At 47.6% G+C, this 19,302-nt stretch carries 12 protein-coding genes and 1 riboswitch; of the genes, 8 read left to right on the top strand and 4 right to left on the bottom strand.

All coding sequences use genetic code 11. From position 1 onward, the window contains the following. Positions 1-385: 385 nt before the first annotated feature. Both IEX62_RS03355 and ade read right to left on the bottom strand, forming a co-directional pair. Entirely contained in the window at positions 386-1,456 is a 1,071-nt protein-coding gene (locus IEX62_RS03355; protein ID WP_188773966.1) for a polysaccharide deacetylase family protein, read from the bottom strand. 151 nt (positions 1,457-1,607) lie between these two features. Then, positions 1,608-3,386 (bottom strand): adenine deaminase, encoded by a 1,779-nt coding sequence (ade, locus tag IEX62_RS03360; RefSeq protein WP_188773967.1) that lies wholly within the window; start codon positions 3,384-3,386, stop codon positions 1,608-1,610. A 162-nt stretch (positions 3,387-3,548) separates the two neighbouring features. Continuing rightward, positions 3,549-3,648: riboswitch (purine riboswitch) on the bottom strand. Between the two features lie 303 nt (positions 3,649-3,951). On the opposite strand from ade, the gene IEX62_RS03365 reads away from it, so the two are divergent. Together IEX62_RS03365 and IEX62_RS24135 are read left to right on the top strand one after the other, a co-directional pair. Beyond that, on the top strand, positions 3,952-5,376 hold the full coding sequence (locus IEX62_RS03365; RefSeq protein WP_188773968.1) for an FAD/NAD(P)-binding protein: 1,425 nt from the start codon (positions 3,952-3,954) through the stop codon (positions 5,374-5,376). A 179-nt stretch (positions 5,377-5,555) separates the two neighbouring features. After that, positions 5,556-5,861, top strand: a complete 306-nt coding sequence (locus IEX62_RS24135) for a hypothetical protein (RefSeq protein ID WP_506329713.1) — start codon at positions 5,556-5,558, stop codon at positions 5,859-5,861. Here the strand turns inward: IEX62_RS24135 and IEX62_RS23680 are convergent. Continuing rightward, on the bottom strand, positions 5,786-7,657 hold the full coding sequence (locus IEX62_RS23680) for a GDSL-type esterase/lipase family protein (RefSeq protein ID WP_229685575.1): 1,872 nt from the start codon (positions 7,655-7,657) through the stop codon (positions 5,786-5,788). The two genes, IEX62_RS24135 and IEX62_RS23680, sit on opposite strands and share 76 nt — an antisense overlap. Before the next feature lie 189 nt (positions 7,658-7,846). On the opposite strand from IEX62_RS23680, the gene IEX62_RS03390 reads away from it, so the two are divergent. Further along, positions 7,847-10,090, top strand: coding sequence for a helix-turn-helix transcriptional regulator (locus tag IEX62_RS03390; RefSeq protein ID WP_188774053.1), 2,244 nt, complete (start codon positions 7,847-7,849; stop codon positions 10,088-10,090). A gap of 1,068 nt (positions 10,091-11,158) precedes the next feature. On the opposite strand, the gene IEX62_RS03395 is transcribed toward IEX62_RS03390, so the two are convergent. Then, complete coding sequence (locus IEX62_RS03395) at positions 11,159-12,043, bottom strand: carbohydrate ABC transporter permease (RefSeq protein WP_188773970.1); 885 nt, start codon at positions 12,041-12,043, stop codon at positions 11,159-11,161. A 370-nt stretch (positions 12,044-12,413) separates the two neighbouring features. On the opposite strand from IEX62_RS03395, the gene IEX62_RS03400 reads away from it, so the two are divergent. The 5 genes from IEX62_RS03400 to IEX62_RS03420 all read left to right on the top strand — a co-directional run bounded on the left by IEX62_RS03400 (position 12,414) and on the right by IEX62_RS03420 (position 19,246). Next, positions 12,414-13,295 (top strand): ABC transporter permease, encoded by an 882-nt coding sequence (locus IEX62_RS03400; RefSeq protein ID WP_229685598.1) that lies wholly within the window; start codon positions 12,414-12,416, stop codon positions 13,293-13,295. A gap of 66 nt (positions 13,296-13,361) precedes the next feature. Continuing rightward, complete coding sequence (locus tag IEX62_RS03405) at positions 13,362-14,879, top strand: extracellular solute-binding protein (RefSeq protein WP_188773971.1); 1,518 nt, start codon at positions 13,362-13,364, stop codon at positions 14,877-14,879. Positions 14,880-14,992: 113 nt separating this feature from the next. After that, positions 14,993-16,510 carry an extracellular solute-binding protein gene (locus IEX62_RS03410; protein WP_188773972.1) on the top strand — a complete coding sequence of 506 codons (1,518 nt, stop codon included), beginning with the start codon at positions 14,993-14,995 and terminating at the stop codon, positions 16,508-16,510. A gap of 218 nt (positions 16,511-16,728) precedes the next feature. Then, positions 16,729-17,898: a glycoside hydrolase family 88/105 protein gene (locus IEX62_RS03415; RefSeq protein ID WP_188773973.1), complete on the top strand. Its 1,170-nt coding sequence runs from the start codon at positions 16,729-16,731 to the stop codon at positions 17,896-17,898. Continuing rightward, the gene (locus IEX62_RS03420; protein WP_188773974.1) at positions 17,870-19,246 is read left to right on the top strand and encodes a glycoside hydrolase family 28 protein; all 1,377 of its coding nucleotides are present in this window, start codon (positions 17,870-17,872) and stop codon (positions 19,244-19,246) included. Before IEX62_RS03415 ends, IEX62_RS03420 begins: the two co-directional genes overlap by 29 nt. Positions 19,247-19,302: the final 56 nt, after the last annotated feature.

Genomic DNA, 19,302 nt, shown 5'->3' on the forward strand with positions numbered 1-19,302 from the left:
ATTGCGAACGAATATGATGCAATCCGATCGTGTTCTTGCGATAGCCAGGATTCATTTTATAGATAAATAATCTTATTACTGATCACCGTGAATCTATGTTAACGCTCTGCATCCCTCGTGTATAGCAATAGGGGTGCAGAGGTTTATATAAAATGATTATGGATATAGATGAATGATGAATATAGATGAAAACGAAAAAAGCACTGCCCTTTATCCTTGGGTGAATCGTAGCTACGCCAGAAGGCAAGCTACAACTTTCACGCATGGAGTATACGGAGCGGTGCTTTTTTGTTGTATGGTATACGGTTTTTCACTTTGCTCATCGACAGTGTGATACGTCACGATGATGCTTTATTGTGGGGTTCCAATCTTTGGTGTGTAGCTCTTACTTGTGATGCACACCCACTGAACGGATATCCTCACGTCCGCTATGCTGTACTGCATCCGGCAAGTACAGATTATGCCCAGGCTGTTTGTTTTCCCAATAGATCGAGGCAAACAGACGCTGTGGACTTACGAGTGGTGAGCCTCCGTTAATACGAGGAATCGCATAAGGATCATCGTTACGAGAAGCCAGACCAAGTGTTGTTGTAAAGGCATATTTGATGCCTGCATCCTTTACAACTTCCTGCACTTCTGGTGTGTACAGGCCGTATGGATAAGCAAATGTATCCACTGGACGCTTGTTCAGCGATTTCAATTGATCGATACAGCTAGCCAGATCACCGCTAATACGAGCTAGATAAGTTCCCGGTGATTCTGTTACTCCATCCGTAACGAGTGGAGCGGTAAGTGCATCTGTCGTTTCGCTTGTTTTGTAATGCAGGTGATTCGTATGAGGCTGCACCTCAGTATTCGGGTCAGAAGCGAGCATGCTCTGAATCTCCTGACGCGTCATATGTGGGGTGTACACCATTGCCTTTTTACTAAAATCGCCTGTAATCACGAAGCTAACTCCCGAGATGCCGCGTTCCTTCATAATCGGATAGGCTGTCGTATAAAAGTTCTCATACCCATCGTCAAATGTGACCAGAACTGCATTTTCCGGTATGGGAGCGCCCTCCATAAAGGAACGGAACTGCTCCAGGGTAATAAAATTCATCCCTTTTGAACGTAAGAAATCAAGCTGAGCTGCGAACAAGTCAGGCGTAATAATATCGCCGCCCTTTTCCGTTGCGCTCATATCGTGATACATGAGTACCGCGACATGATCGTCATACAGCTTCGTTTTCGGAATACTGTTGAATTGCTCTACAGGTGGTAGCTCATCTTCCGACAGTGGTGCGGGCGGAGAAGAAGCATGATGCTGTGATGCAGGTGATTCGGCTTCTGATCGAGTCTCTGTACCGAATACCTGCTTCAAAGGGCCGTTGTCCAGATACAATGCGAGAAAAACAGCCGCTCCACCCACAATAAATGCGCCTAACGTGAGTAGTAGTGTTTTAAGCCATACCATTATTGCATTCCCCTTTGATCGTTGTGATAGGAAAGTTTCTTAGATGTATATCGGTTAAGCGATCGGCTGAGATTAGAGAAGAATACAATTTCAAAGGGGGAATGTAAAATATTTCCTTATCATGATATGACCCGCTGTATTTTACTCTATGTTATGTCTGCGGCAGGGAATGAGGCTGCTCTATCGCTTCTACTGAAATATGCCGACCCGCTGCAAAATCAAACAACCCCAGATCGGTGAGCTTGAGTGTCGGAATGACAGGCAGAGCTAGAAAGGATAGCGTCAGGAATGGATCAAAATGCTGTGCCGCTCCGATATGCTGAAGTGCCTGCTGAAGCTGCCCCAGCTGCATATACACCTGCTCATAAGGAAGCTCGGATAATAACCCGCCAATCGATAATGGCAGTGAAGCAAGCACCTGCTCGCCATCAATAACCGCGAGTCCACCACCCAGCTCGGTTACATGACGAATAGCTAGCAACAGCTCTTCATCCGATGCACCCGCCGCAATCAGGTTATGCGAATCATGAGCCACCGTCGATACAATCGCACCACGCTTTAGCTGGAAGCCCTTCACAATAGCGCGCCCGATATGACCGGTTGCTTGATGACGCTCTGCGACGACGAGCTTGAGCAGATCGCGCTCCACAGATGGTACAAAATGACCGTTTACGATATCCGCTTGCTCTATCGCGTGCCTTGTAACGATCGATTGTGGAATAACTTCAATCACATTGCATCGCTCTGAGCGGAGTGGTAAAGCAAGATGATCGGCTTCAAGTGGCGTCATATGACAGCGTGACAATGCCGCTGTATGGGTGGCGTTGGATAACGTTGTAGCAGGGAATGCAGCTTCCTGCAATTGGCGCTCTATAACTACAGGACGTCCTTGTTTGTATACACTGTGAATAGTCAGCTCTTCCAGATGATCGAGCAGCACCAGATCGGCGATATAACCGGGAGCAATTGCGCCGCGATCGCGTAAGCCGAAGCATTCTGCTGTGTTCAATGTTGCCATCTGAATCGCGGTGACTGGTGGCAGTCCATAACGGATAGCGAGTCGCACATTGTGATCCACACTGCCCTCATCCAGTAGATCATCCGTTAATTTATCATCGGTCACAAACACACATCGACGTGCATTATGGGGATTAACCGCAGGTAGGATTGCTTCCAAATCCCGGGTCGCTGTCCCTTCGCGGATCATCACATACATCCCGAGCGCAAGCCGTTGCTTCGCTTCCTCTGCATTAATACATTCATGATCGGTACGAATACCAGCCGCGGCATACACATCAAGCTGATCGGCAGCAATACCTGCTGCATGCCCATCGATTCGTTTGCCATGTGCATGGGCAGAAGCTAGCTTCTCCACCATGCCCGGCTCTGCTCCTGCGAGTGCACCATAATCCATGACCTCTGCCAGACCGAGCACACGCGGATGGCTATAAAATGGTTCCAAATCCTCTGCTGTTAGACGTGCAGCACAGCTCTCAAAGGGCGTCGCAGGCACACAGGATGGAAGCATCACAAATTGATCCATAGGTAAGCCTTCGGATTGCTCCAGCATATAACGGATACCTTCAACTCCAGCGACGCTACCGATCTCATGCGGATCCGTAATCACACTGGTAACGCCATGTTGAAGGACAACTCTGGCAAATTCCTTTGGCGATAGGAGCGAGCTCTCGATATGCACATGTCCATCGATCAGACCGGGAATAATCCATTTTCCACTAGCATCCACAATCTCCTTGCCCTCATAGCTTCCGATCCCGGCGATCATCCCGTCTATGATAGCGATATCTGCCACGGTAATCTCTCCGCTGAATACATTGACTATTTGCCCACCGCGAATAACAAGATCGGCAGGACGATGATGGGCAGAAACCTCGATTCTACGTGTTAAAGCAGCTTGATTCCATTGCATAGCACACACTCCTCTGACAGAAATTAGTTTGTTCCACTGGCTGTCATGCTGGATGCGATAACGGGATAAGCAGCATTTTCGAAAGGATGACATACGCATGAGCGAGCTGGTGATGTCCATTTCGAATACAAAAATCCCAATCACAAAAAAATGCATGACAGACAGACGACAGCATTTTTTCGTAATCAGGATTTTACGGTTCCTGGTAGAGACCCCCGGCCCATATTATCGGGGTTATACGAAAGACGGTTATTGAATAAATTAGGACTATTTTAGAGGAAACGGTGAGGCTTGGCAAGAGGTAAGTTATTTTTTATTACATCAAAACAAGATTTATTCGTTGTGTAGTACAAATCCATGATTTAATTTTGGATGACATGACAATAAAATTAACATATACTATCGAAAATAAAACGAATGTCGCTATAATAGGAATAATTCATAACAGAAAAAATTCATTCTACGATGGGATGATCCTTATTTACAGATTGAATATGTTATTTAATATGACATATGAATATAATCGCATGTCTAACAGATGCTATAAGCGAAAGGTATGAGGGATATGAGTCTAGAAGCGTTGAATGCACGAGTGAAACAGGATCTGGCTTATCTGGCTTACGGCGGTGCAGATTGGGTACGTCCGGTTGAACATCCAGAGGGTCATGTATATGATGTGGTCGTTATAGGTGGCGGTCAAAGTGGGCTTGCCGCAGCATTTGGGCTATTACGTGAGCGGATATCGAATATCCTCGTACTGGATGAAAATACAGAAGGGCTGGAAGGCCCGTGGGAAACATATGCACGAATGGTTACTCTGCGCACACCCAAGCATCTGACCTCGGTTGATCTGGGCATTCCTTCGCTGACGTTTCGTTCCTGGTGGGAAGCGCAGACCGGGCAGGAGGGCTGGGAAAAGGTAGATAAAATTCCGCGTGGAGATTGGATGAATTATTTACGCTGGTATCGTCAGGTGCTGAACCTGCCTGTAGTCAATGAGACGACATTGAAGCTACTCGAGCCGCTGGAGCAAGGGGTTCATCGCTTGCATCTAGGGGGGGCTGGCGCTCCGTCTCCAACATTATTAGCACGCAAGGTGGTGCTGGCTACAGGAATTCAAGGTGGTGGAGAATGGCATGTTCCACCTATGATTGCTGATCGTCTGCCTGCTCATCTGTATGCACACACCTCCAAGCCAATCGATTTTGACCGTTTAAAAGGGAAAAAGATCGCGGTATTAGGTGGAGGAGCTTCAGCTTTTGACAATGCGAACTATGCGCTGACTGAAGGCGTTGCAGAAGCACATGTATTTGTACGACGGGAAGTGCTGCCAAGTGTGAACCCGATTCGGCAAATGGAAGTGTCCGGTATGATCGAGCGTTTCCACGCATTGAATGATGAGGAGAAGTATACAGCGATCTCCCATTTCTTCAAGTTCAATCAGCCGCCGACAAATGATACGTTTGAACGCGCCGCGGCATGGCCGGGCTTCCAGCTGCATCTCGGTTCGCCATGGTTGAATGTAGAACAGCACGGTGAGGGGGCGATCGTAACCACGCCGCATGGACAATTTTATTTTGACTTTCTGATCGTAAGTACAGGGCTGCTCAGTGATCCGGGGCTTCGTCCAGAGCTACAGCTTGTAGCCGAGCATATTGCGCGCTGGAAGGATCGTTACCATGCACCTGCGGAAATGGCTAATGAATTACTGGATGCGCATCCGTACTTGAGCCCTGGGTTTGCTTTTCAGAGTCGGAGTGAGCAGGGGGAGAAGCTGCTACACGGTCTGTTTGTGTTCAATTACTCCGCGCTTGCCAGCTGCGGACTATCGGCTTCCGCGATCTCGGGTACGAAAAATGCAGTACCTAAGCTGGTGACGGCGGTAGCGGATCAGTTATTTTTGGATGATAAGCAGGAAATTCTGAGTCGCTTCCTGGCGTACAATGAGCCGGAATTTGTAGGTCGCTGGCCGAAGGTGGCACAGGTTTAATGTAGGCGTTATATTGATGGGAAATGATATACCGATGTACAAGCTGTATAGGAGCTCTATTACTGGATATGAAATAAAACAGGGTTGTCTTGCTTGCGTCTGATCGCGAAGCAAGGCAACCCTGTTTAGTATGATATTGTGCAAAATAAAGCTTGATTGGTTTATAGATAGACCACACCATTGAGCAGTCGCAGTCGCAGTCGCAGTCGCAGTCGCAGTCGCAGTCGCAGTCGCAGTCGCAGTCGCAGTCGCAGTCGCAGTCGCAGTCGCAGTCGCAGTCGCAGTCGCAGTCGCAGTCGCAGGTCGCAGTCGCAGTCGCAGTCGCAGTCGCAGTCGCAGTCGCAGTCGCAGTCGCAGTCGCAGTCGCAGTTGTAAATATGCTGCTGTTATCTAGTCTGCTGGGCAGGAGTCAATATGAATTAGCGGTTGAAGGATCTCTTTCCGGTAATAGTAGCTTTGCTAATTCCTGTAGCTGTGCGTGTTGACGGATTGCATCAGCGGCGAGGCGGGCAATTCGCTGTGCGCCCTGTTCGGAAAAGTGAGTATTATCGCTAATGCCGTCTGGATAATTCGGATGTGCGCCTGCGCGGAGGTGCATGAATAAGCATGCAGATTCTTTTTCGCCCAGTTCACGATATAACTGCTGGCTGCACTGGAACAAATCCACGAGTGGGGTACCGGTTTTGCTAGCTACCGCACGCATCGCTTCAGGATATGCTCCAAGTGCCTGTGGATCGAGCTGTCCATTTTCCAGATATAGACGGCGACTAACCGAAGTTAGCAGTACGGGAAATGCACCTTTTCCACGCGCTGTATCAATGTATTGCTGTAGAAAATCAGGATAATCCTGCTCGGGGTCAGCATAGCGAGTGGGATCTTCTATTTTACTATCATTATGCCCAAATTGAATAAACAAATAATCGCCAGCTTGGAGCTGGTCTGCAATATATTGCAGTCTTCCCTCTGCTATAAAAGAGCGTGTACTTCGTCCATTGATCGCATGATTATGAATGATTATATCGGGCTGCATATAGCCAGCTAAATATTCGCCCCAGCCACTCATCGGCTTCTCGGTTGCCCCTTTGATCGCAGCAGTCGAGTCGCCTGCGATGTGGATAGCCGGAAAAAGTGTTTCAGATTTTGCTGGTATATGCACCTGCGCATTTGTATACTTGTTCGAAGCCGAAGCCGAAGCCGAAGCCGAAGCCGAAGCCGAAGCCGAAGCCGCTAATATTGTTTCATCCACATACCCATGACGCTGTAGCCAGCTGGCTGCGAGGTCTGTCCAGGCACCGCAATGTGGATGACCCTCAGCCAAACCCAGACCATGGCGACCCTGCTCGAATACATGCAGCTCATGCTCAATACCTGCGGCGGTTAATGCACTTGCCATCGACAAACTATTTTGCACAGGCACACTGGCATCGTCTGCACTCGACCAGATGAAGGTGGGGGGAGTACGTTCATCGACCTGACAATCTGGTGAATACTGACAGATATGTTCCGCACGATAGGAATCTCCAAGTAAGTGCTGTCTACTTCCTTGATGAGTGTAGGGCTCGCTCATCGTAATGACCGGATACGCAAGCATCAACAGATGAGGACGGATCGTGCCGAGTGTAGCTGTCATTGCAGCTAGATGTCCACCCGCCGAAAAGCCTATTAATCCGATCTGATCCGAAAGCACCTTCCAGCCAATCTCCGGTCGCTGCTGTTGGACAGCTTGCAGGGCAGCCTCGACCTGCTCGATAAGTAGATTTGGCTCAATCGATTCGATCAAATGTGCCTGTGTTTTGGTTGGAGAGACTGAATCGGCATCCGAAGCCGTTTCCATCGTAGGGGCTTGTACAGCATTACGCTCTGTCTCTTTTACATCTGATTCTGCCTGTTCTGTATAGTCAGATTGTGTGTGATAATGCAGCACAGCAGCATGAATACCCAGTCCGTTGAGCCAACGAGCAATCGGCGCACCCTCATGCTCTGCCAGATGATGATACCCACCACCAGGTAATACAACGATACACGGACGCGCTGTAGCCTGTGTGTCATGGACAGGATAGAGCACGAATGAGACAGGTTTGGTGCTGCGAGTATCGGAAGCGCCTGGTTGATTCGCTGACATTGTAGAGTTACGGATAAGGGAATGAGGCTGTTGCGAGGCTTGAGCTTCATGTGATTGCTCTATGCTAGAGCAGGATGCACTTCTGCTATCAAAGGTCTGTATAAAGCGGTTGCTGTCTACACTTGCTTGCTCATCCAATGTAATATGCAAAATCGACATCAATTTCAGCTCCTTTGCCGGATAATGGTAAGAACGAATAAAATTTATTACGAATGGAAACTATTTTTGCTAAACAAATCCTTAACATCCATAATATGAAAAGGGTATAATAGTTCTTGTCCACTGCAATAGACTCACGCATAATAAAGAGAAGCATAGAGATAATGACGGAACCAATGGGGGAAAATGATGAACAAAGGGATTATGTTTTATAAAATATTTATTCCTATTCTGGTGCTTGGCATTGGTTTGTCGATCAGCTTCGGTATCTACATCTATTTCAGTACGGTGCGCTCTGTTACAGATAGCATCGCGACGAACAAGCAGACCTATATGATGCAAATGCGCAACAATCTGGAGCAAAAGATACGTACTATTGAATACGCTTTCAATACATATAGCACAACCAGCTCATTTAGTGAAGTCGTGAAGAATCCGATTACAGAGCGTGATTTTATCGCGTATCGGGATGTGAACACCCAGCTTAATTATATTGCCACGATGGGATTGGATGGTGCCACCTATTCGTTGATCAGCCTCAATCAGAACTGGCAAATTTCCAGCGGACGATTAACTCATCTGACCGCTCCACAGCGTCAGCAGCTGTATCGGCAATATGTCGATAGCCAGGATCAGAGTCTATTCTGGGTGAAGACAGATTCGGGTATTCGTTTTGTGAACACATTGCCTGTATTCTCTACACGCAAGCAGGCGATTGCATTGTCGGATATTTCCGCAGCCACCTTAAATCGGACACTGCATACCGAGGATAACTCGCCTGTATTTATTTTAAATCGGCAGGGTGAGCTGATGTACGATACAGGCGATAACGCGAGCATGCTGGCGAATCAGCAGGTGCGAGAGCTACCCGGTACGATCGGTAATGAGCAGGCAGTCGGTATGCTGACGCTGAACAATGATGCGAATAAGCCAGCACAGCTCATTTATGCCAAATCTGCGTATAACAACTGGGTCTATTTCACAGTGCTTGATCCATCTGAAATCGCCGCCGCTCTGCAAACGACTCGTTATGGTCTGATTACGATTGAGCTGGTGCTCATTTTGCTCATTACGATGGTCGCTTATGGAATCGCGCTGTATTTTACCAAGCCGATTCAGCAGATTCGTCACAGCCTTCCCACCGCTGCCCATGTGCAGTCGAAAAATGAGATCGAATGGATTCTATCGTCCATCAATCATATTTTGACGGAAAAGCAAAGTCTTGAAACGTTGATCGAAGCGGAGCAGCCGCAACTGGAGACACAGCTAGTGCTGAATCTGTTCCGCAACCGAATTAAGGCAGATGAGCTGGATGGTCAATTGGAGCGTCTGGGCTATACGGGTCTGGATGGACGTCATTATGTGACCATGCTCATACAGCTCGATAGTCTGGGAAAACGCAGTATTGCTGATCGGGATGTGCTCATGCTCGCGATGAACAAAATTGCCGAGGAGCTTATTCCAGCCGAGCAACGGTTATTGCCAATCATTTTGAACGATGATACGCAGGCGACCATTCTGATGTTCTCCGATATGAATGAGCAGGAGATTCGCAAGCAGGTGATTGCCTATGCCAAGCTGATGGTGCGTAGCGTGCGTGACTATCTCAAGCTATCGGTTAGCGTAGGCATCAGCCGGACGTATGATAGCCTGCTATCCAGCAAGGAAGCGGTAGAGATGAGTAAGCAGGCGCTACATCAACGACTCAATCTGGGCAAGGAATCGATTATCTTTTACGAGGATATCTCCAATGTCGTCTCTGGACCCGTTCTGCTGCATTATCCGACTGAGCTGGAAGCCAGACTATTTGATGGGATTCGGTTGGGCGACGAAGAGCAGGTATCGGCGAGTCTGTATCCGCTGATGGCAGAGTTCATGAAGAAAAGTCGCCATTCGATGGATCTGGAGGTTATGCTCGTTCGACTCGTTAACAACCTGATTCAACTGGAGCAGCTGCTCGGTCTGGAGGTGCTGCTGACAAGGGATAACCAGGCACTATATCACCGTTTGCTGAGCATCCGGAATCCAGAGGAAATTGAGCGTATTCTGGTCGAACAGGTTATTTTCCCGATGGTACGTAGCATGAAGGAGAAGACGAGTGAGCAATTCCGCTGCCTGTCCGAGACGATTGCGGATATTGTACGCCAGGAATACGATCGTGAGCTATCCCTTGAGATGATCGGCGATCGCCTGCACTACAATCCGAACTATCTGAGCAGTATTTTCAAAAAGGAATATGGCACCACGTTCAGCGACTACCTCATGAGCTACCGTCTAGAAATGGCGAAAAAATGGCTGACCGAAACCGATCAGACCATCAAAGAAATCGCCGAGCGACTGCAATATCATAACCCACAGAACTTCATCCGCTCCTTCCGCAAAAAAGAACAGGTGACGCCAGGAACATATCGCAAAATGCGTCAGATGACTTGAACTTACGCCTGCAAACGTCTGGGTGGATGATGGTTGCACCACTCCGGGAAGGAATAAGGGGACGGGCTTCGGTGGAGCCGCGGGAATCTTTTGGAATGGGAAGGAATGAAGATTCCCGCCCCTCCAAGGTCGCCCTTTCCCCTTATTTCCTTCCCTCCGTTCCGTGCACCTTGCATCCAAATGAGTTTGCTTGCCTATTAGTTCATTGAGCATGAAAGGTAGTAACAAACTAAACAAAACAATTTGAACTGCTTTTTAGTTGCGTTATTGAAATTGGTAATTATGATTATCCGGTGTTGTGCATAAGTTATGTACTGCCGGATGATGTTTTATACAGGATCGTATCCGTGAGTAATCGATACTAGGATAGGGCTAAGGGTAGGGATCAATGTTTGTTGAAAGAAATGGATTGATTGAAAGATAAAAGGCATACAATGGCTCATAAGTGGTGAGTGTGTCTAGTAAACAGCAGGTATTGGAAGGCAAATAACGTTACTCTATTCGTTTAGAAGTAGAAACGAAGGGACAACGTAATAAATGTTATATGACTCCCCAATGAATGTGCTGCTGTTACGAAGTGCATTTTATGAGGCTACACATTACAGTATCTTTTAAACATTAAAGACTACTCACAAGTCGTAGCCAAGCTCCAAAGCTGGCAAATTCACTATTTGACTTTTTACATCAACTTTCTCATAATCAGGCAGTTGCAGTTGCAGTTGCAGTTGCAGTTGCAGTTGCAGTTGCAGTTGCAGTTGCAGTTGCAGTTGCAGTTGCAGTTGCAGTTGCAGTTGCAGTTGCAGTTGCAGTTGCAGTTGCAGTTTCGATTGCGTGTGCGCAAATACTTATGTTGCGTGTAGCACAGAACGCAGGAAAGGAAATAAGGGGAAAAGACGACTTTTGAGCGCGGGAATCTACATTTCATCAAATTTCGTAGATTCCTGCGCGATACGGGAGTCTGTCCCCTTATTCCTTTTCGGAGTGGTGTACCTTGCCCACAAAAATGTAATTCCCAGTGAACAAGCTGTCTCTGTTGTCACACCCAATCCAATCTACACCCACTGAGCATCAGCCCTTCACTGCACCCAGCAAAGCACCTTTCGTAAAATGCTTCTGTACAAAAGGATAAGCGATCAGCATCGGCACCGTAGCTACCACAATAACCGCCATCTTAATCGTTTGTGCTGGCGGAATGACATCCACAGAGCTGCCTTCTGCCTGCATACCGCTGGATACGATAACGATTTGACGTAGTAATACCTGAATCGGCCATTTGGTCGAATCGTTCAAATACAGAATGGCATTCATATAGGTGTTCCAATACGTAACGGCATAGAATAGGGAGATTGTTGCAATCGAAGGCAGCGCCAGTGGCAGCATGATTTTGAAAAATACACCAAAATCATTACAGCCATCAATCTTCGCTGATTCCTCCAGACTTTCCGGCAACGCCTGGAAGAAGTTGCGCATAATAATGAGGTTAAATGCATTGATCGCAACTGGCAGGATCATCGACCAGTAGGAGTCGATCAGACCTACACTTTTAACGATGAGGAAGGTTGGGATCATACCGCCGCTGAATAGCATCGAGAATACGACGATAAAGTTAATAGCATTACGTCCAGCCAGATACTTACGGGATAGCCCATACGCCATGAAGGCGGTCAGCGCCATGCTGACGAATGTGCCGACCAGCGTTGTACCGATCGACACGCCCAGGCCTTTAAAAATCGTCGGCGTGGATAAAATGTAGCGATACGCATCCAATGAAAAGCTAGTCGGAAACAAAATGAACTTTTTCGATACGACCTCCTGAGTAGAAGCGAATGAGCTGGCGATAACGTTTACAAAAGGCAGCAGACAGGCAAGAGCAATCACGATCAATAAAGTGTTATTTACAATGGTGAAAATCTTGTTTCCTATCGTTGTGTCTTTGCGAAGTGTCTGTTCCATGCAGGTGAACCTCCTTAGTCATCTTATACCTCTTCACTGTACCAGCCGCCTGGTGTTCCGTATATAATCAGGTCCCCAGATCATGGGCGAAATGACAGCAGAATCTCGTATAATCATTAGCTCACAGCGTAATCATCAGCTAAGATCCAATAGTGAAAAACGTTGATATATCAGCATTTTGTAAACGCTATCACGAGATGATTATATACGGAATGGGCAGTGTGTTCTAAGCTTAGTCACGTAAGCGAGAATGTGCAAAGGAGGCTGCGAGCCGGTGAAGATGTCGAACGAAATTAAAATGTCCGATGCTGCCGCACTAGGGCTGGAACAAGAGAAAAAGGCGGTCAAAAAGAAGGGTCACTTCGGAATCATGCGTAACAAATTTTTGTATCTAATGATTTTGCCTGGCTTCATTTATTTTGTTATTTTCAAGTATTTACCGATGGGTGGTCTGATCATTTCATTTCAGGATTATCAGCCGTATCTCGGTATCTCCGACAGCCCCTGGGTAGGTATGAAGCATTTTATTCGTTTGTTCACCGAACCCACCTTTTTTATGCTATTAAGTAATACGCTCATCTTATTTGCGCTCAACATCGTAATCTTCTTTCCTTTACCGATTATACTGGCGCTCATGCTCAATGAAGTACGGCATCGGTATTTTAAAAATGCGATCCAGACGATTATCTATATTCCTCACTTTATGTCCTGGGTAATTATCGTTTCCATTACTTATGTATTTCTCACCGTCGACGGTGGTGTGGTGAATGAAATGCTGGCAGCAATCGGCTTACCAAAGATCAGCTTCCTGACCTCACCGGAATGGCTGCGCACGATGTATATGGCACAGATCATCTGGAAAGAGCTGGGCTGGTCGACGATCATTTATCTGGCAGCGATCACTGTCGTGGATACACAATTATATGAAGCAGCGGAGATGGACGGTGCTGGACGCTGGCGCAAAACATGGCACGTTACCCTGCCAGCGATTCGTCCGGTTATTATCACACTGCTCATTCTGAAAATCGGTAGCACACTGGATCTCGGCTTTGAGCATATGTACCTGCTGCTCAACTCGCTTAACCGCGAGGTCGCTGAAATCTTCGATACGTATATTTACACGGCCGGTTTGAAAAATGGACAACTCAGCTTTAGTACCGCAGTCGGCTTGTTCAAAGGATTGGTCGGTCTCGTTCTGATCATGCTAGCGAACCGCCTGGCTAAAAAGTTCGGCGAAGACGGCGTATATTAAGTCATTTCACGTAGATAACGCACATTTCAACTTCGAGTACATTCCAATTCAAAAGGGGATTAGGGTATGAAATTGAAAACGAAAAAGAGATGGAATCTGGCACTGGTCGCAAGTCTTGCGCTTGCTACTGTACTCTCTGGCTGTGGCAACGGTAGCGAAGCGGATGCGAATCAAACCTATGATCCAAACTCCAAGCTGGAATTTACCTGGCTGAACATTTTGCATACCGCCTCACCGCCAACCGATGTGATCAAGAACAAGCTGGAGGAGTATACGAACTCCAAAATCAACTTTAGCTGGGTACCGGATGCTTCAAAGGAGGAGCGTATCACAACTGCTCTGGCTTCCGGTCAGCTTGCCGATGTGGTGACCATCACGATGATGACCAACTCGACAGTGCGTAACTCACTCAAGTCCGGCCTGTTCTGGGATGTAGGCCCGTATCTCGATAGCTATCCGAATTTGAAAAAGATTCCGCAGGAAGTACGCACTGCCGCTTCGATCGAAGGACATCTGTACGGCGTACCTTTTCAGAAAAATATGGCTCGCTCCGGTCTGATCCTGCGTAAAGATTGGCTCGATAAGCTTGGGCTGGAAGTACCGAAAACGCTGGACGAGCTGTACAATGTCGCACGTGCCTTTACCGAGGATGACCCGGACGGCAACGGCAAAAATGATACGACTGGCTTCGGCGATCGTTCCGATCTGCGGTATAGCAGCTTCAAAACACTCAGCTCCTACTTTGGTACGCCAAATGGCTGGGCAGTGGATGCCAATGGCAAATTCACTCCAGAGTTTGATACACCGCAATATATGGAGACACTGAAATATTCCCACAAGCTGTATGAGAACGGCTATCTGACCCGTGACTTTGCGGTTACAGCGAAGACTGATCAGCAGCAGCAATTTGCACAGGGACGTACAGGTATTTATACCGGTATGGTCGATATTTCCAGTCTGGAAAATATGTCACAAGGCTTGCAGAAAGGGATGGAGCTGGTGCCAGTGAACAAAATTTCCAATGGCGACGGCAAATATCATGTCTGGTCTGAAGGTAGCGGTGTAGGCGGATTGCTTGCATTCCCAAAATCCGAGGTCAAATCGGAAGCCGAGCTGAAGCGTCTGCTACAATTTGTAGATAAGCTGCTGGATAAGGAAGCATTTATGTACATGACTGGCGGGATCGAAGGCGAGCATTACAAGATCGATGAAGATGGTTCGTTCAAAATTATCAATCAGGATAAATGGCAAGCTGATGTACAACCATTCGCTGCTTCTCGTCCAAGTGAAGTGACTTATAAGCTCAAGGACTCCAACCCACGTAAGCAAATGGCAAATGAACTGATTCAGGAAAATGATAAGTACGCAGTGCTTGATCCAACCGTACCACTTGATTCGCAGACGAACAATGAACAGGGAACCGAGCTGCAAAAGATCGTCACAGACGCGACTTTCCGCTACATTATGGGCGAGCTCGATGATGAAGGCTTCAAGCAAGCCGTACAGAGCTGGAAGGATGCAGGCGGAACACGTATTACGGAAGAATATGAAGCCGCTTACAAAACGAGTCAGGGCAAGTCATAACGATTCATCCATTCATACTAAATCATACCGAGTCATAATCAATCAGAGCCAGACTAGATTCGTCTTTTCGCAATGGATTATTGATAACCGATAGGTGGAGAGGAGCATTACGGATGAAAAAGGAACGACAGATTGCCATGAAGAGATTGGCTGCTGTAATGGTGAGCAGTGCCATCGCCCTGACTGCTTGTGGTGGGCAGGGGGCATCCTCTGGCGAATATGATGCAAATTCAAAAGCAACGATCACGTGGCTGAATATTTTGCATACCGCTTCCCCGCCAACCGATACGATTTTGAACAAGCTGGAAGAGAAGACAAATTCCGATATTACCTTCTCATGGATTCCAGATGCTTCCAAGGAAGAGCGGATTAACACAGCGCTCGCATCTGATTCACTAGCTGATATCGTGACCTTAACGATGCTGGACAACTCGTCTGTACGTAACTCGCTCAAGTCCGGTCTGTTCTGGGAAGTAGAGCCTTATTTGAAGGATTATCCGAACCTCGCTAAAATCTCACCGGATACGATCAAGTCGGCATCGATTGGCGGCAAGCTATACGGTATTCCATTCCAAAAGGATCTGGCACGTAACGGGGTCACGCTGCGTAAAGACTGGCTCGACAAGCTCGGTCTGGAGGTTCCCAAAACAACCGATGAGCTGATGGAGGTGGCGCGTGCCTTTACCGAGGATGATCCCGATGGCAATGGGCAGGATGATACGACTGGCTTTGTTGATCGTAACGATCTGGTTTACGGTGCCTTCAAGACGCTCGGCTCGTACTTTGGCACACCAAATAACTGGCAGGTGAGCGCTGATGGCAAAATGACACCAGAGTTTATGACCGACGGTTATCTCAAAACGATGAACTACATGAAGCAGCTATACGACAAAGGCTATATGAACAAGGACTTTGCCGTAACTGCCAAAACCGATCAGCAGCAGAAGTTTGCACAGGGAAAAGCAGGCATTTATGTTGGCGCTCTGTTCGATAGCAAAAACCTGCTCAATATGTCCAAGGGTGTGCAGGATAATATGCAGCTGGTCATGGCTAATGATATTACCTCTACTGGAAAAGAAAGTGATCGCGCGATCTGGGCAGCGAACAACGGGATCGGCGGTCTGCTAGCCTTCCCGCGTACTGAGGTGAAGGATGAGGCACAGCTAAAGCGGATTTTACAATTCGTGAATGATCTGCTGGATGAGGATTCCTATGCATTGATGACCTATGGTATTGAGGGTACACATTACAAGCTGGATGACAAGGATGCCGCAACGATCATCAATACCGATCTGTGGCAGCAGGAAGTACAGCCGTTTGCCGCAAGCCGTCCAAAGGAAAGTGGCTTCAAAATCCATGACGCTGATCCACTCAAGCAGCAAGCGGATAAAATGATCGCGGATAACGCGAACTATGCCGTGCTGAATCCAGCCTATTCGCTTGATTCGGAAACGTACAATACACAGGGCTCAGAGCTGCAAAAGATCATCACCGATGCTACATACAAGTATATTCTCGGTGAGATCGACGAAGCAGGCTTTAAGGAAGCACTGGAAACATGGAAAAGCTCTGGCGGTAACAGCATCATTGCCGAATATGAAGCAGCGTACAAGCAAGCGCAGGGTCAATGATGGAATCGTCCATGCGTGCGTGTAGTTTTGGAGTGCATGATCGGCCATTCATCGTCTGGAAGGATGAATGTATAACACAGATGGAATTCATCTGATTTGTAACGTTCAAAGGGTTGCCTGTCACCATTATGGCGGCAGGCAAAGCTGTTTCAGGATAAGTAATTTTGGCACTCATGCCTTTTATCGAGAAGCAAGGAAATCCATTTTGCAGGAGGATTATGATGACTACATTAGATGAGCAATCCCGCTGGGCAACACGAACTGCCGATTCGATTATGCAGCGTATGCCCTATTTGCATGAAGCTCCAGAGCATCATGGCAAATGGTCGTATGATTATGGCGTAATTTTGAAAGGCTTCCAGCTGCTCTGGAAGCAGACAGGAGATCGTAAATACTGGCAGTTTATCCGCAACAATATGGACCATTTTATTTATGAGGATGGCACGATTGGTGGCTATCGTCAGGATGAGTACAATATCGACCATATTAACAACGGTAAGCTATTGTTCACGCTGCATCAGGATACAGGTGAAGAGCGGTATCGTCAGGCAGCAGCGTCGCTGCGTAAGCAGCTGAAAACACATCCACGCACGTCAGAAGGAGCGTTCTGGCATAAGCAAATCTATCCGTATCAGATCTGGCTGGATGGGCTCTATATGGGTGCACCATTTTATCTGGAATATCTGCTGGCATACGAGCAATCAGAAGGATTGGACGATGTAACCCGTCAATTCTTGCTCTGTGAGCAGCATACACGCGATGCGAAGACGGGATTGCTCTATCATGCATGGGATGAGAAGAAGCAGCAGCCGTGGGCCGATGCGACTACTGGGCTATCGCCTAACTTCTGGGGTCGCTCGCTAGGCTGGTTTGTGATGGCACTGGTGGATGTACTGGAAATATTACCAACCGAGCATGCTCATTATAGTGAGCTGAAGCGGATGCTGAATGATACACTGACCGCTGTTCGCCGTTATCAGGATGCCGAGACAGGCGTATGGTATCAGGTGATTGATCAGGGTAATCGCAAAGGCAATTATCTGGAAGCGTCGGCAACAGCGATGTTTGTCTATGCGATGGCAAAAGGGATTCGCCTTGGCTTACTTGATCCAGAATGGCAGCAGCCAACAGACTGGGCTTATGCGGGTATGATCTCGGAATTTGTACTGGAGACGAAGGAAGGCTGGGTTAACTATAACAAAAACTGTCAGGTTGCAGGACTTGGCGGCGCTACCCAGCGCGATGGAACCTTTGCTTATTACATTAGTGAGCCGATTGTAACAAATGATCAGAAAGGGCTTGGTGCCTTTTTATTAGCATGTGCGGAGTATGAGCATGCTCTACAGGAGGATGGTAGCGATGAACCCCAATCTGTACAATATCGATAATTATGGTGCCTCCCCGAATACCGACCAGTTATCCACCGAAGCGATTGCGGCTGCGATTGAAGCCGCTTCGGATGCAGGTGGCGGCACGGTCTATATTCCAGCAGGTACGTATCATACGGGTGCTATCCTGCTGCAAAGCAATATCGAGCTACATGTGAGTGCTGGCGCTGTATTATCATTCAGCACCGATCCAGCTCATTACCCACCTGTGCGCTCACGCTGGGAAGGTGTTCATCAGCATGTTCATGCTTCGTGTATTTATGGAGAACAGCTTCATAATGTGTCGATTACAGGAAGTGGACGTATTGAAGGAAATGGTCAGGCGTGGTGGGAACTGTTTCGCAACAACCGCGAGCAGCTGGAGTATCCGCGTCCGAAGCTGATTAGCTTCGATCATTGCACCCGGATTACGATTCGTGATGTGCAGCTACGCAATTCACCCAGCTGGACAGTCAATCCGATCTGCTGCGAAATGGTCACAGTCGACAATATTACGATCCATAATCCAGCCGATTCCCCGAATACCGATGGCATTAATCCAGAGTCATGCCGTAATGTGCATATTAGCAACTGCCATATCGATGTAGGTGACGACTGTATTACGATCAAGTCCGGTACAGAGGATACGCCGGATCGGGTTCCCTGTGAGAATGTAACGGTTGTGAACTGTACGATGATGCATGGTCATGGTGGTGTCGTGATCGGTAGTGAGATGAGCGGAGATATTCGTAATGTCACCATTAGCAACTGTGTATTTAAACAGACCGACCGTGGGATTCGACTCAAGTCGCGTCGCGGTCGTGGCGGCACGGTAGAGGATATTCGGATTAGCAATATTGTGATGGAGGACGTGATCTGTCCGTTTATTATGAATCTATATTATTTTTGCGGCCCACGCGGTAAGGATAAGTATGTATGGGACAAAAATCCATACCCGATTACCGAAGAAACGCCTTGCTTCCGCCGTATCCATTTTGCCAATATTACAGCACGCCGTGTGCATGCAGCCGCTGGATTTCTGTACGGATTAGCCGAGCAGTACGTGTCCGAGGTGACCTTTTCCGATATCGATATTTCGATGGCAGAGGATGCCATTCCCGGTCGTCCGGCGATGATGGCAGGGATTGAGGATATGAACAATCGGGGCTTCTATCTTGGTAATGTGCGTGATGTGCGATTCAACCGTGTCACGATTGAGAATCATGAAGGCCCTGCCTTTTATATTGAAAATGGGGAAGAGGTCGATGTAATCGATTGTCGTTCGCGCCGGACGAAGCGTGAGGAGCAGCTTGTCGAGCGTGTGACGATACAGCCATCTGCTGAGTCGGAGGCGCCTGTTCAATCTTAAAAATAATATATTGAAACTTAGATTGTATGAGTTGAGGTTAAATTTAAGGTTAACTC

Source organism: Paenibacillus hunanensis, from assembly GCF_014645615.1.
In the GTDB taxonomy this organism is placed as follows: Bacteria; Bacillota; Bacilli; order Paenibacillales; family Paenibacillaceae; genus Saccharibacillus; species Saccharibacillus hunanensis.

Bases quoted from the DNA above. Each gene is read 5' to 3' on its own strand.
- IEX62_RS03355 (WP_188773966.1), bottom strand. From the start codon at position 1,456: ATGGTATGGCTTAAAACACTACTACTCACGTTAGGCGCATTTATTGTG.
- ade (WP_188773967.1), bottom strand. From the start codon at position 3,386: ATGCAATGGAATCAAGCTGCTTTAACACGTAGAATCGAGGTTTCTGCC.
- IEX62_RS03365 (WP_188773968.1), top strand. From the start codon at position 3,952: ATGAGTCTAGAAGCGTTGAATGCACGAGTGAAACAGGATCTGGCTTAT.
- IEX62_RS23680 (WP_229685575.1), bottom strand. From the start codon at position 7,657: ATGTCGATTTTGCATATTACATTGGATGAGCAAGCAAGTGTAGACAGC.
- IEX62_RS03390 (WP_188774053.1), top strand. From the start codon at position 7,847: ATGAACAAAGGGATTATGTTTTATAAAATATTTATTCCTATTCTGGTG.
- IEX62_RS03395 (WP_188773970.1), bottom strand. From the start codon at position 12,043: ATGGAACAGACACTTCGCAAAGACACAACGATAGGAAACAAGATTTTC.
- IEX62_RS03400 (WP_229685598.1), top strand. From the start codon at position 12,414: ATGCGTAACAAATTTTTGTATCTAATGATTTTGCCTGGCTTCATTTAT.
- IEX62_RS03405 (WP_188773971.1), top strand. From the start codon at position 13,362: ATGAAATTGAAAACGAAAAAGAGATGGAATCTGGCACTGGTCGCAAGT.
- IEX62_RS03410 (WP_188773972.1), top strand. From the start codon at position 14,993: ATGAAAAAGGAACGACAGATTGCCATGAAGAGATTGGCTGCTGTAATG.
- IEX62_RS03415 (WP_188773973.1), top strand. From the start codon at position 16,729: ATGATGACTACATTAGATGAGCAATCCCGCTGGGCAACACGAACTGCC.
- IEX62_RS03420 (WP_188773974.1), top strand. From the start codon at position 17,870: ATGAACCCCAATCTGTACAATATCGATAATTATGGTGCCTCCCCGAAT.